The sequence below is a fragment of the Alishewanella longhuensis genome, assembly GCF_014653435.1.
In the GTDB taxonomy this organism is placed as follows: Bacteria; Pseudomonadota; Gammaproteobacteria; order Enterobacterales; family Alteromonadaceae; genus Alishewanella; species Alishewanella longhuensis.
Window position 1 is genome coordinate 5,166 of the sequence record NZ_BNAO01000002.1, and the last position, 14,076, is coordinate 19,241.

Genomic DNA, 14,076 nt, shown 5'->3' on the forward strand with positions numbered 1-14,076 from the left:
ATTATTTATACTCAGCATAATGCAGCAGTAACCAGCTTGCCATGCCTTCAGATAAAATTTAATGATTAATAAGACTGTAGGCTGATTGGCCGATATTAAAGCGCTCGAGAACAAGCATGACAGCGTTGTCAATTTAGCTAACTTCTGCTACATTGACACCTTATTTGTTGCCTTAATTTGCCGGAGAGTCCGTACATGCAAGTTGTGATTAAACCCAATGCCGCAGCTGTTGCCGAATATGGTGCTGCTATTTTTATCCGCCAGATCACGCAAAAACCCAACTCTGTACTAGGGTTAGCAACAGGCTCAACTCCCGTAGCGCTGTATCAACAACTTATCAACGCATACCAAAACCGCAAATTAAGCTTTAGCCAGATAAAAACCTTTAACTTAGATGAGTATCTGGGACTCGCAGCAGAACACCCTCAAAGCTACCGCTACTTTATGCAGCAGCAGCTGTTTAATCACCTTGATATTAAACCAGAAAATACTGCAGTACCGGCAGGGTCAGCAGCCGATCCACTAAAAGCATGTCAGGACTATGAACAACAAATTCTGAATGCAGGTGGTATAGATTTACAATTACTCGGCCTGGGCCGTAATGGTCATATAGGTTTTAATGAGCCCTCATCCGGATTACGCTCGCGCACCCGAATTAAAACCCTGACCAAAGAAACCATTGCCGATAACGCCCGTTTCTTTAGCGCTGATGAGTATCAACCCCATCTTTCTATTACTATGGGTATTGGCACTATTCTGGATGCTCGTAAGGTAGTATTACTGGCAACAGGTGAAAGTAAAGCGGCTGCGGTAACAGCTATGATTGAGGGGCCACTAAGCGCCAGCTGCCCCGCCTCTGCTTTGCAACTGCATCAAAACGCAGTAGTGGTGCTAGACGAGGCTGCAGCAAGCCAGCTAGCAAATATCGATTTTTATCGTCATATCGAACAAGAGAATGAACAACTCTTAGCGAGATTGGGGCGCTCTTAACCAACTAACCTACACAAACAGCGTAGGGCCCAGGATACGTAACTCGGTAAGTGGGCTGGTAAAAGGGTGAATACACGTAAGATCAGGAACCCGGTGTATTCACCAAAATCATTAATGCCACTGCCAAACCGCGCAGCGCATCCAGCGCTAGCATGCGGTTGGCGGCCATGCATTAGTGGCCGTAGTTATTTGCGTGACCATGCCGTTAATTTATGGCCTTTAAAGGCATAAAATAAGATAAAGAGGTAACAAGGTAATAAAATCCAGTAAGCACCCTGGCTATTACCAGAGGTTTCTGCCAGATAGCCATACGTCAGCGGTAGCAACGCCCCGCCAGCAATCCCCATAATTAACATTGCTGAACCTGTGGCAGTAAGCTTGCCCAGGCCTGCTAGCGCCAAAGGCCAGACCGCAGGCCAAACCAACGCATTGGCTAAACCGAGTAGTGCCACAAAAAATACCGTATCAGGCACCACAGGTATGCCCATCCAACCAAAGACCCAGAGCGACAACTGCTGGCTGTTAGTAGATGAGAACAGCACGCCAAAACTAAACAATAATCCAAAAATAGCCGAGAGCTTTAAGGCTAAACTTTGCGACAAATAGCGCGGAATAAGCAACACACCGAGGATATAACCCAGCACCATAAAGCTCATGGTATAAGAGGTTAAAATACCAAAGTGGGCTACCCCAAGCTGGCTACCATATAAACCTATGGTATCGCCTGCTATCACTTCCACACCGACATAACAAAACAAAGCCACTACGCCTAACACTAACTGTGGATAGGCAAATGCGGCTTTAATATAGCCTTTACCCTTGGCATCAACGCCCTCTTCCTGCGGCAACTCGGGTAAGGGTGCAAACCAAATAAATACTGCTAATAGCAGAAGTGCACCGGTCATATACACATACGGTAATACCAAGCGGGCAGATAATTCTGCTAGTTGTACTTGCCGTTCTGCAGCGGTAAGTAATGCCAGAGCGTCTGCTGAGAACTGCTCAATATCACTTAGTACCAGCGCCGCAAAGACCACCGGCACAATAATACCAGCCGCTTTATTTACCAGCCCCATGATGCTTATGCGCATCGCAGCGCTTTCATGTGGGCCAATACAAACAATATAGGGGTTAGTAGCCGTTTGCAGGATAGTTAAGCCGGTGCCAAGCGTAAATAATGCTAATAAAAACAGTGGGTACCAGGCACTTTGCGCTGCGGGGATAAATAATAATGCCCCCACGGCCATAATCAGCAAACCGGCTAACATGCCTTTTTTATACCCCAAGACATTAAGCAAAAATGACATGGGTAAGGCCATAACGGTATAGGCAATATAAAAAGCAAAGGTGACCAACAATGCCTGGAACTCATTCAGCTCGCAGACTATCTGCAAAAACGGAATAAGGGCGCCATTTAGCCAGGTCACAAACCCAAAGACAAAGAATAAGGTACCGATAATTAACATCGGCGAGAGTGTCGATTGACGACTTTGCGAAGTGAGTGTTTTTTCCATCATGCTTCCTGTCGAGTGTTGTTTTAGTTATTGTTAGTTTGCGTACTGTACACGGCCGGCTATCCAGCAATTCTGCACCGACCAGTTAGGATCAAGTAGTACCATATCCGCGGCATACCCCGGTAATAAGCGACCACGCTGCGCTGCTATACCCAAAGCCTCTGCCGGATATAACGAAGCCATACGCAGCGCCTCCGCCGGTGCAACATCAAGCCTCTCAATGGCATAGCGCACTGCGCCAGCCATATCCAGTACCGAGCCAGCCAAAGCGCCTGCTTCGTTGGTTAGCTTATTGCCATCCCGAATCACTTTACCGCTAAAAAAAGCAAACTCCGTCTCATCGGTTCCTACTGGTGACATGGCATCCGTAACAATTAATGCTTTCCCTTTGGGTTTGGCTAACAAAGCCAGCTTTGCGGCTATTGGATGCATATGTAAACCATCCAAAATTAAACCGCACCAGCTGTGTGGATCGGTAAGCGCTACGCCCACCATACCCGGCTCTCGGGAAGTCAGTGGCGACATGGCATTGTATAAATGGGTAAAACCGCATGCTCCAGCGGCCAGCGCTTGCTGCACTGTTTGTGCATCGGCGTTGGAATGGCCTAGCCAGACAAAGACGCCAGCCGCCGTTAACTGGGCGATTTGCGCCGGTGTCACATTTTCTGGTGCAACAGTGAGTAATCTGATACCCAAGTCAGTTCTGGTATAAAGTGCTAATTCCGGTTCAGACAAGCGACGAATATGTTGTTCCGGATGCACGCCTCTTTTGGGCACCGACAAATGAGGCCCCTCAAAATGCACCCCTAAAATACCAGGTACCCTTTGCGAAATGGCTGCAGCAATCACATCGGCACTTTGCTGCATCACACGTAAATCGTCGGTGATCAAGGTGGGCAACATGGCGGTACTGCCAAAACGGCTATGTGCCTGCATCATCCGCGTTAAGGTTGCTAGCTCTGGCGCCGTGTTAAAGAGCACACCGCCACCACCATTAACTTGCAGATCGATAAAACCAGGGACCAACATACCGGCTAATACCGCACCGTTGCTCGGCTGAATGTGACTAATCATGCCGTTTTCAACAAACACCTCTACCTGCTCGTGCCAGTTTTCACCATCAAATAATTTTGCTACGGCAAAACGCTGCATCAAAGCACCTCCGTTATTAACGTATCAGCATGGTTTATATTCTGAGTCGCGGCACTGCGCGCAAACCAAATAGCGCCTAACTCAGGTGATTCAATAGCAGGTACCAACAACTTTTGGATATTGCCATCAAGATAAGGCACCAGCTTGGGTGCCAGGCCACCGATAAGGGTAATGGCAGGTGGCGATAGCGCTAATAACCGCTCGGCGATAGCATTGATATGCTCGGCGCCTTCGACAATGATCTGTTGGGCTTGCGCGTCCTGCTGCTCAGCTGCAGCAAATACCAGAGGCGCCAAACGCGCATACTCTGTTGCCGTTGCATGCATAAAATGGCTGGCAATGGCCAGCGAATCGCGTAAACCTAATAATTGCTGCAATAGATCTGTCATTAGCGTGGGCGCTAACAAACCATCTTTGCTTCGTAACACCCGCTGCAATAGTTGCAAACCAAACCAGGCACCGCTGCCACTATCACCATAGGGAAAACCATGGCCGCCTACTTCCAACACCTGTGAGTTTACTGACGCTAAACCACAAGAACCCGTACCACAAATAATGACTGCACCATCTCTACCTTGATGGGCTCCCATGCAGGCCACATGTAAGTCGCTGGTTAAATGCAATTGGGCGAAGGGATGTTGCCACTGACTAAAGCGCTGGTGATATTCAGGAATATTCACGCCAGCTAAGCCTGCACCAACGATAACCTCTGAGATAGCCGAGGCTGGCAAACTAGCTTTGGCAAGCGCCTGATAGGTCGCATCCAGAATAGATTGCGTTGCAACATCCATTCCCCGTAGCGGGTTAGCTGGGCCGCCTAATCCCTCTGCTAATACCGTAAAAGCGGCATCTGTGAGTACCACCTTACATTTGCTGCCACCACCATCAATACCTAAGTAATAAGGTGGGTAAGCTGGCGTTTTATTCGTCATCAGCACTCCTTGACCTGCTGGACTATCTTAATTATCTGCTTATTGATTCCGCTAGCGGCTTTCTGCTGACCTGGTACAAATTAACTTGACATCCAGACAGGGCTTTGCGAAATTGACAGCGTTGTCATTTTTTTCAGCATATCGTAATTACAGTAAATAACAAGAGCCTTGTTTAAAACAACGGCATTTTTTTTAGCAACTGCGGAGATATCTGCAAATGAAAAGATTCTATCTACTGATCTTATTAAGCTTTTTCAGCAGTAGCTGTTTGGCAGAATTTAAAACTCAAGCCCAACTTGCTGAGTTTACCCAAAATACTGAGCTATGGTTTAGTGTTACCGATAATCTGCTTGCTACATCCAGTCGTTTTAAAGGGCAAATTGAGTTAGTAAACAATTCAACACAAGCTCTACCGGCAGGTGCAGCAGATTGGATAATTTACTTCCACTTTATCCGAAAAATCCCAACAACCGAAAGTGCCGGTTTGAAAATTGAACATATTCAAGGCGATCTGTATAAGTTAGCCCCCACTACCATCTTCAATGGCTTACCAGCAGGTAAAGGACTCACTGTATATTTTGAAGCATCACCCTGGATGATAAGTTACAGCGACTTTATGCCTCGCGCCTTTATGGTAGCAGCTGGACTGACGCCTGAGATTTTTTTAAATACCGATACAGAAGATTTTAAACAGTTTGTTCGTCCCTTAACCGAGCCGCGTCAATTACTTAGGAATATTGATGATGGCGACAAAATTGCTACTATGACCAATGAGCAACGTTTTGCCAAACACGCCGACGCAGCGAAGAAATCAAATAACAGCACACAACCAAACTTAGCTGAGGCAGCAGTCCACCGTATTATCCCTCAGGTACAACAGCTGACAATGCTAAGCGGCCACAGTAAGATTGATGCCCATTGGCAAATTATTACAACTAAAGAAACAACTGCAGAGGGCCAGTACTTACAACAACAGTTGCAACAGCTGTACGAGCTGGCGCTGCCACTGCAGGCGGAACTGCCAGCGAATAGCGCCACTGCTACGCTTAGCTTAACAGTCGATGCCAAACTCAAACAGGCGGAACGTTATCAACTTAGCGTTCGTCCAAACGCGATAACTATTATTGGTAATGATGCGGCAGGGGTTTTTTATGGTATTCAAAGTTTGCTGGCACTGGCAGCCCTTCCTGAAAACAAGAGTAGTAATATGCTCACGCTACCTACACTGGAAATTGATGACGCGCCACGCTATCCTTGGCGCGGTATGCACTATGATATGGCGCGAAACTTTCATGGGCTAGAGGTAACAAAACGCCTAATAGCGCAAATGGGTCGCTACAAGCTAAACAAACTACACCTGCATCTAACCGAAGACGAAGGTTGGCGCATCGAAATTCCTGGGTTACCCGAGCTCACAGAGATTGGCGCGATACGTTGTTTTGATCTCACCGAACAGCAGTGTTTATTAACCCAACTGGGCACAGGCCCACATCCATCAGGTTCAGGTAATGGTTTTTATCGCAGAGCTGAATTTATTGAATTGCTAAAATTTGCCAGAACCCATCATATAGAGGTGATTCCGGAAATAGATTTACCAGGACATGCCAGAGCCGCCATCAAAGCTATGGAAGCCCGTTATCAGCACTACAATATGGCCGAGCAGGCTGAAGAGGCTTTACGCTACCGGTTAACAGAAAACGTTGATAACTCAGAGTACCTTAGTGTTCAACGTTATACCGATAATGCGGTGAATGTTTGCCAGGAATCAACCTATGCCTTTATTGACAAGGTTATTGCCGAATTACAACTTATGTATCAAGAAGCCGGATTAACACTAACACTATTTCATATGGGTGGAGATGAGGTTGCCAAAGGAGCCTGGGAACATGCCCCTGCCTGTCAGGACCTCATCAAAACCCATCCGCAAGTAAACAGTATTGCTGATCTTAAACCTTACTTTATTAACCGCGTGGCAGAACTGGCGAACAACCGGGACTTGGCCTTAGCGGCCTGGGAAGATGGTTTGATGGCCGATCCGCAAACGCCCTTTCCACGCCAACAGTTTAACAATAAGCACGTACTGGTTAATGCCTGGGATAATATCTGGGAGTGGGGTTATGGTGATCGGGCCTACGTTTTTGCTAATGCGGGGTACCATGTAGTGCAATCGGCGGGTACTAATTTGTACTTTGATCATCCACAGGAAGCACACCCGGAAGAGCGCGGTTACTATTGGGCTACCCGTTACAATGATACTGAGCGGGTATTTTTCTACCGGCCGGATCATCTCTATCATAATGCTGAATTGAAGCGCGACGGCACACCGATCACCGATTTAGCCGCCCTACTTGGCCGTCCGCTACCGGCGTTGGAGAAGCCTGAAAATATGCTAGGTATTCAAGGTCAGGTATGGAGTGAAACCATCCGCACCGCAGAGCAGTTAGAACAAATGATTTATCCAAGGCTGTTGGCACTGGCCGAGCGTGCCTGGCATAGAGGCAGTTGGGAGCCAGAAAAAGCCAGTGATTCAGCCAGAGCGGATTGGCAAAGCTTTGCTAACCGCCTAAGTGCCGTAGAACTTACGCGCCTACAGCTAAGTGGCAGCATGCATTATTTGCCAGCACCAGGCGCACAGCTGCAACAACAGAGATGGCATATCAATCTTGCATGGCCAAATCTTATTGCAGAATATAGCCAAGACCAGGGCTTGACCTGGCAAATTTACAACCAACCTTTGCGTGCACAAAATAAGGTTATTCTGGTTAGAAGCCGGCTTGGTGAGGTAACCAGCCGGGTAATCATGCTTTAAAAATAAAGGTGTAATGGCAGCTTTATTCAGATAACTGCGAGCTTAACCACTGACGAATTTTAACAAGCTGCTCTTTCTCCAAGGTGCCTGTTTTACGCTGTAAAGCAGGCATTTTTTCCGGAATATGCACCGCTGCATTAGCGGGCTGATCAAAAACAAAATAATTAAACAGTGCCCCCCATGCTGCTCGTTCCGAGGCGGTATATTGTCTTAAACTTAATAAACTGTGTAATACACTATCAAACGGTGCTGGTGCGACTGCCTGTGGCGCTAAACTGCCACCCCACCAAAAGTTGACTAACATATTCATACTGTCAAGTGACGCTACCTGATGCCACCACAAGAGCGGAATATATAACAAGTCTCCGGGTGCAAGCTCTGCTTGCCAGGCTGCCGCCAGCGCATCTTCAAAACGAGGATGGCGCTGCAAATCGGGCTTAGCAAAATTGACTAAACTAATGGGTGTTCCTGTTGGCGCATAATCAACAGGGCCTGGATAGAGATTAGCCACCTGCGCAGGTGGAAACAAGGTAAAACGACGCCGACCTGCAATTACACAAGCCAAATTATGTCCATCATCAAAATGTGCCGGTACCTGAACCTGATTACCAAGCCATAATCGACCAGTACTCGCTGCCGGTAACAAGGCAAGTGGATGCGCAGCAGTAAAACCAGGTAACGCCTGTTCTATTAATGCACTTTGTAAGGCTATACGAACAGCAGTAGGCTGTGCTTTTGTCCGTAATAATTGTTGCGCGACAATAGATACAGGATAACGGCGACGTTCAAAATTAAACCCCACACCTTGTGTTGCATAAAAAATTTGCCCGTCAGTTTCAGGTGCAAGCAGCAATGTATCAAACTCTGTACCGCTATCTAATTGACGCAAATACCGAGACAGATTTTCGTCCCCCTTTTGCGCTTGCTGAAAAAGGGGCCAATGCTGTAAAGCAGCTTTTATCACAACCGGCTCAGCTTTAGGCAGAAGCTCTTGCTGAAAGTACTCAGGGGAAATATGGTTAACTTCGGGAATGCTTCGCATTAGATTTGCTTCCAAAAAAAAAGCTGATACCTCCTTGTATCAGCTTTTTACTCCAGGGTGAATTAATTAAAACGCCATCCGGATCCCAGCAACAAAACGACGACCATTTTCATAAATTGAGAATAAGCGCGCTGGATCGGTGTTGTATTCGGTGACTCGCTCATTGGTTAAGTTAACCGCTTCAAACGACAGGATAATGCTGTCGGTTAGGTTGTAGCTAATGCTGGCATCAACCTGACCGTAGCCATCGTTCCATAACTCATCGCCATTAAAATGTAGCCCTTTGTACCATTCTGTACGATAGTTATACATCAAGCGAACACTAAACAAATCTGTTTCATAATAACCACTTAAGTTATACATATGACGAGAGGTTCCTTCTACCAATCCCGAACCAGGCTTAGTAAGATCGCGTTCTTCATCACGTTTAGCATCAGTATAGGTATAGTTAGCCATTACCCCGAAATCACCAAAGGCCTGCTGATAACTCAGTTCCATCCCCTGAGTACGACCTCCAGGGCCATTGCTTGGTCGGGTAAAGGTCACATCGACCATCTTCTGCTCTTGTTCCCAGTAGCGCTGGTCCACAAAGGTTGAGAAACTGCGATAGCTTTTCACGTCTTTCATAAAGTAAGTCGCAGCGAAAATTGACGATGGATTAAAATACCACTCATAGCTTAAATCGAACTGATCAACAATTTGTGGTTTTAGCATAGGGTTACTTGCGGTGCCGGTAGGCTGAGCCACATTTAGAGAACCATAGCTAATAGCGGTCGAAATATCATTCCAATTTTGACGAGCCATTACCCGGGCGGCACCAAAGCGTAACAAGGAATCATCGGTTAAATCAAAGGCAATATTGAAACTAGGTAATACTTCTTTATAGCTATTTTTAACCTCTACCCAGGCCAGTTCGGCTGGACGCAACCACTCACGATCAATGGTTAAGAAACCCCAACTGTCATCTGAGAATTCGTAACCACCTGATGTCTGGCGGGTATCAACATAGCGTACCCCCAAATTACCGCGGAAACCTTCGCCTTCAAAGTCACCTTGCACATACAAGGCTGTGATATCTTCTTCTACCGCCCAGTTTTCTGCCAGAATTAACGATTTCGCATAATCGGCTTTCACGCCATTCAAGCCAACAAAGGCAATTTCTTCCATCCGATCACGATTATGAATAACTTGCTGCCCTAAATTACCATTCACAGCAGCATTAATATTTTGACTGCCAGTGGTTAAGTTACATTGAGCTAACGTTGGACAAGTATCAAAAATATACTGAAGATATACCGGCCAATCAGGCGCTAAATTTGCGTCTGCAAGCGTATTAGGGCCATGCCAGCTGTATGCAGTTCGCCCTTGAGTTCGCTCTGCCGCGCGCAGTTTTACGCCGGTTTTTATCTGCTTAAATACCCCATAATCAACCGGTAGACTTAAATCCAATTGACCATAATTTTCTTCATCCGTAGTAGGTTTTTCACCACCCCAGATCCAACCAGCTCTAAATTGTGCCGGATCCGCAGCGTTCACCTCAGTGCTGGCGCTTGGTGTACTACCCCGTAAATCGAAGTTATAGCCAGTGGTTGCTACGTATTCCCAAGAGGTTTCTCTTAATGTGCCGCCTTTGGCGCGAGTGGTACCAAACTGGCCATGTAGCTCATAATTATCGGCACGATAGGTAAAATCAAAATCGATACCCTTGGTTTCAGTTGAAGCAACTCGATTAATAAAGTTATAAGCTGCCGTTCCTCCTGCCGCTACAGATCCAGCCACAATACTGTTATCTACTTTGGTGGTATTACCCAGTAATGCTGCATCGTTATTAACAAAAATTAACCAGTTGGCATTTTGGTTATTAGCATCAACTTTTGAGTGCAGTGCATTTACTGTCATCTCAAAGTTGGCAGATGGCGCATACTGAAATGACGCAAATAAGGTCTCACGTTCCCGCTGCTGCTCAAACCGCGGCACACCAATATGGCTTGGTAAACGCGCATCTAAGCCGGGGTTTTTGGGCCAACCCAAAATCTCAAAGCCTTCACGAACTACAGTACGATCTTGCTTAATAGCAGACACGAGAATACCTAACGTATCGTGCTCATTTTTCCATGAATAGAGCCCGGAAAGTTGCGGATCCCACTTACCTGACATCTCAGAATATTGACCTTCCATCGATATATTGACGCTATTTGCATCTAAATCTAAGGGTTTACGAGTTCTCAGAACCACAGTACCACCTATAGAGCCCTCATCTATACTGGCCATCGGAGATTTGTAGACTTCCAAGTCAGACACTAAGGCTGACGGCAACATGGTGTAGTTAAAACTCCGCCCTGGATTATCCAAAATAAACCAGTCTGCTGTTGCTACCGTTTGCCCATTCAGTAAGGTTCTGTTAGTGGCGGAACTAGCACCACGAACCGTAATTTTTTCACCCTCACCAAACTCTCTGCTTACCCCCACGCCGGTGATCCTGGATAGTGACTCAGCAACATTGCGATCGGGAAACTTACCAATATCTTCTGCAGTGACCACGTCCACCACTGCATCTGAGTATCGTTTGGCATTTAAATTCGCTTGTTGCGATGCCCGGATACCACGGATCTGGATAACTTCTACATCCTGTTCTGCATTAACATCTTCAGCAGCAAATGCAACTGATGTGACACCTAGGCCGCTGGTCAATAATGCGGCTTTTACTGCTAAAGCACAAATTCCGATCTTTTGGTTAAGCATGGGGGGTTCTCCCGTTCCTGTTTTGTAGTCTTGTTGTTATGATTATGACAACGCTGTCATAAATTAACCATACACAAAAAAATCTAGCTTTGCAAATAACTTGCGCTGTTTTTTTAAGCAGCTCTTTTAATATGATAGTTCCTGGTTAATTCAACCAGCTAATAAGACAAGGTAGAAATGTTATACAAGTGAGGATTAAGCAATAAAATTCAATGTAATAAGTAATATACAACCTAATGTGAAGATTAAGCATTTTCTTGTATCTGCTAGTTTTTTTCGTTAAAACATCAGATTAACCGCGAAAAAAATATCACACAACACCAAAATTTGCGCTATAACTTAGAAGCTTTTTTGACTAGCGCTGTCATAATGCTATAAAGCAATTGCGGTTACTCAACAAACAACCGCATAATATGCAGCCAACAGTAAGATGAAGCGAAGATGAAAGTCACTATAAACGATGTAGCCAAACTGGCCGGGGTATCGATAAAAACCGTGTCTAGGGTGATGAACAATGAACCATCAGTTCGTCAGGACACCCTTGACAAAGTTATGGCGGCTGTTAAGCAGTTGCAATATCAACCAAATGCTGCGGCTCGCAATTTGGCCAGCAGCAAGTCTTATAGTATTGGCTATGTGTATGACAATCCTAATGCCTACTATATTATTGATATGCAGAATGGCTTACTGGAAGCCTGCCGCAAACATGGCTATGAATTGCTTATTCATCCGACTAACGCCAAATCTAGCGGCATAGTACAGGAAGTGTTAGAGCTGGTTGAACGTTCACGTTTAGCGGGGTTAGTACTGACCCCACCCTTTTCTGAAATGCCGGAAATTGCCACTGCCCTGGACACAAAAGGCATCGATTATGTTCGTATAATCTCTGGCTCCACGCCCTCGGCTAAGCTTAAAAACTGTGTGCTGGTAGACGATTTTACCGCTGCCTTTCGCATCACCAATCATTTACTGGATCAGGGGCATAGTAAATTAGCGTTTTTATGCGGTGATGAAGAACATAGCTCCAGCGGCGAACGCTTAGCAGGTTTCCAGGCAGCGTTAACCAAAAGAGGTATTGCCTTAAACCAGGACTGCATTATCCCGGGTACTTATTCGTTTGAATCGGGTGTACAGGGCGCGCAAAAATTACTGGCCATGGCAGATAAACCCACAGCAATTTTTGCCTGTAATGATGAAATTGCCGCCGGTGCCCTATTTTGTGCCAGGCTGTCGCAAATTACTATTCCTGAACAATTAGCCATTGCCGGCTTTGAAAACAGCCCTTTCTCGCGCCAAACCTGGCCGCCGCTAACCACCGCCAATCAGCCGAATAAAACCATCGCCCGCCAGGCAGCAGAGCTGCTATTTAAAGCCAGTAAGCAAAGCAGCAAACCAAGCAACTTTGAGCAGCCGGTATTTGTGCCTGAATTAGTAGTACGAGAATCCACCCGCAACGATCTTTAGCACCTGCGCTAATTTTCAATAGCAATACGCCCGGCTTTGACAAAGTTCTGCCAGCAGCGGGCTTGCGGCGCTAGAATAAAAAGGTCGCCATTTTGGCCGAGTAATTGCTGTGGTACACCCGCTTGTCGAGCTACCTCGGCATTCGCCCGCATATGCGGCGCTTCCCCATGTACCGGCACAGCGATAGCGGGTTTAACATAACGATAGAGTAAATCCAATTCGCCTTGGTTTGGGTGCCCCGATACATGAATAGGTAATAGGGTATCGGCTGGCTGCAACACCTGTACTTTTTTTGCTTTAAACTTGTCAATTAACCGGCTGATCAGCATCTCGTTGCCAGGGATCATGATGGCACTAAAAATCACTAAATCGTTTTCTTCCAACAGCAACTGCGGATGCCGATCTTCAGCCAGCTTGGTTAAGGCTGCGCGCGGTTCACCCTGACTGCCAGTGGCCACCACGAGTACTTCCTCGGCTGGCAAAAAGCCGATATGGCCCGCTTCAATCAGCGGGATATCTTCTGGCCAGAAACCGCATTGCCGGGCAGCACCTAACATATTCTCCATGGCCCGACCAAACAACGCTAAATAACGGCCACTTTGCTGCGCCACCCGGCCAAGGCTTATTAAACGGCCAATATTGCTGCTAAAGCCGCTTACCACCACCCGCTGTTTAGCCGGCTTTATGACTTCTAACAGCGCTTGATAACAGGCGGTTTCTGATAGCGAAAAACCGCTTTTTAAGGCGTTAGTCGAATCACACACCATGGCGGTAACACCCAGCTTGGCCAGTCGTTTAAATACCTGGGGTTTAAAAGCCCTACCTAAGATCGGTGCTGCATCCATTTTCCAATCGGCAGTATGAAACACCGTACCAGCCTCCGTTGTGATTAACAGGGCTTGTGGCTCTGGGATCGAATGGGTGATACTAAGCCAGTTGATTAAAAAGGGGCCACATTGACAGGTACCACCGGGTGGAATTTCAATAATAGGCATGTCGGTCGACAAACCGCTGCGGGCAATTTTACGCCGCAATATTTCGGCAGCAAAAGGCGTGCAATATACCGGGGCTTGCAAACGAGGCCAAAGGTACACCAAAGCACCGATATGATCTTCATGCGCATGGGTAATTACAATAGCGCACAGGCGCTCGCGTTGCTGGCTAATAAAACTGGGATCAGCTGCCTGCACTTCGGCAGTGAGCGGGTTGTCACTGGTAGCCAGGTTTGTGGGTTGCAGCGGATTATAAAAGGTCACGCCGCAATCGACCATTAACCATTGCCCGGCGTGGCCGTATAAATTTAAATTCATACCAATTTCGCCACAACCGCCTAAAGGCAGAAACCACAAATCTTTTATACCGGGCTGTGTATCGAATACTACTGCCTTACCCAAAATAGCCCCCTTAATAGCAGGCAACGTAATTTCCCTG

9 protein-coding genes are annotated in these 14,076 nt (G+C 46.6%); 3 read left to right on the forward strand and 6 right to left on the reverse strand.

The features are described 5' to 3' along the window. Positions 1–195 precede the first annotated feature (195 nt). Positions 196–990, forward strand: coding sequence for a glucosamine-6-phosphate deaminase (nagB, locus tag IE163_RS04020; protein ID WP_189430496.1), 795 nt, complete (start codon positions 196–198; stop codon positions 988–990). A gap of 185 nt (positions 991–1,175) precedes the next feature. Here the strand turns inward: nagB and IE163_RS04025 are convergent, their stop codons facing one another. The 3 genes from IE163_RS04025 to nagK are packed head-to-tail and all read right to left on the reverse strand — an operon-like array spanning position 1,176 to position 4,588. Further along, positions 1,176–2,504: a sugar MFS transporter gene (locus tag IE163_RS04025; protein WP_229833464.1), complete on the reverse strand. Its 1,329-nt coding sequence runs from the start codon at positions 2,502–2,504 to the stop codon at positions 1,176–1,178. Between the two features lie 33 nt (positions 2,505–2,537). Next, positions 2,538–3,656, reverse strand: a complete 1,119-nt coding sequence (gene nagA, locus IE163_RS04030; RefSeq protein WP_189430498.1) for an N-acetylglucosamine-6-phosphate deacetylase — start codon at positions 3,654–3,656, stop codon at positions 2,538–2,540. Continuing rightward, positions 3,656–4,588 (reverse strand): N-acetylglucosamine kinase, encoded by a 933-nt coding sequence (nagK, locus tag IE163_RS04035; RefSeq protein ID WP_189430500.1) that lies wholly within the window; start codon positions 4,586–4,588, stop codon positions 3,656–3,658. Before nagK ends, nagA begins: the two co-directional genes overlap by 1 nt. Positions 4,589–4,805: 217 nt before the next feature. On the opposite strand from nagK, the gene IE163_RS04040 reads away from it, so the two are divergent. Then, the gene (locus tag IE163_RS04040) at positions 4,806–7,397 is read left to right on the forward strand and encodes a family 20 glycosylhydrolase (RefSeq protein ID WP_189430502.1); all 2,592 of its coding nucleotides are present in this window, start codon (positions 4,806–4,808) and stop codon (positions 7,395–7,397) included. A gap of 22 nt (positions 7,398–7,419) precedes the next feature. Here the strand turns inward: IE163_RS04040 and IE163_RS04045 are convergent, their stop codons facing one another. Both IE163_RS04045 and IE163_RS04050 read right to left on the reverse strand, forming a co-directional pair. Then, positions 7,420–8,439, reverse strand: a complete 1,020-nt coding sequence (locus IE163_RS04045; RefSeq protein ID WP_189430504.1) for a cupin-like domain-containing protein — start codon at positions 8,437–8,439, stop codon at positions 7,420–7,422. Between the two features lie 66 nt (positions 8,440–8,505). Beyond that, positions 8,506–11,181 carry a TonB-dependent receptor gene (locus tag IE163_RS04050; protein ID WP_189430506.1) on the reverse strand — a complete coding sequence of 892 codons (2,676 nt, stop codon included), beginning with the start codon at positions 11,179–11,181 and terminating at the stop codon, positions 8,506–8,508. A 441-nt stretch (positions 11,182–11,622) separates the two neighbouring features. Between IE163_RS04050 and IE163_RS04055 the strand changes: the two genes are divergently transcribed. Beyond that, positions 11,623–12,645, forward strand: coding sequence for a LacI family DNA-binding transcriptional regulator (locus IE163_RS04055; protein WP_189430508.1), 1,023 nt, complete (start codon positions 11,623–11,625; stop codon positions 12,643–12,645). Between the two features lie 8 nt (positions 12,646–12,653). Here the strand turns inward: IE163_RS04055 and IE163_RS04060 are convergent, their stop codons facing one another. After that, positions 12,654–13,955, reverse strand: coding sequence for a ribonuclease J (locus tag IE163_RS04060; protein ID WP_189431621.1), 1,302 nt, complete (start codon positions 13,953–13,955; stop codon positions 12,654–12,656). Positions 13,956–14,076 lie beyond the last annotated feature (121 nt).

Excerpts from the sequence above, each read along its gene's own strand:
- nagB (WP_189430496.1), top strand. The coding sequence starts at position 196 with ATGCAAGTTGTGATTAAACCCAATGCCGCAGCTGTTGCCGAATATGGT.
- IE163_RS04025 (WP_229833464.1), bottom strand. The coding sequence starts at position 2,504 with ATGGAAAAAACACTCACTTCGCAAAGTCGTCAATCGACACTCTCGCCG.
- nagA (WP_189430498.1), bottom strand. The coding sequence starts at position 3,656 with ATGCAGCGTTTTGCCGTAGCAAAATTATTTGATGGTGAAAACTGGCAC.
- nagK (WP_189430500.1), bottom strand. The coding sequence starts at position 4,588 with ATGACGAATAAAACGCCAGCTTACCCACCTTATTACTTAGGTATTGAT.
- IE163_RS04040 (WP_189430502.1), top strand. The coding sequence starts at position 4,806 with ATGAAAAGATTCTATCTACTGATCTTATTAAGCTTTTTCAGCAGTAGC.
- IE163_RS04045 (WP_189430504.1), bottom strand. The coding sequence starts at position 8,439 with ATGCGAAGCATTCCCGAAGTTAACCATATTTCCCCTGAGTACTTTCAG.
- IE163_RS04050 (WP_189430506.1), bottom strand. The coding sequence starts at position 11,181 with ATGCTTAACCAAAAGATCGGAATTTGTGCTTTAGCAGTAAAAGCCGCA.
- IE163_RS04055 (WP_189430508.1), top strand. The coding sequence starts at position 11,623 with ATGAAAGTCACTATAAACGATGTAGCCAAACTGGCCGGGGTATCGATA.
- IE163_RS04060 (WP_189431621.1), bottom strand. The coding sequence starts at position 13,955 with ATGAATTTAAATTTATACGGCCACGCCGGGCAATGGTTAATGGTCGAT.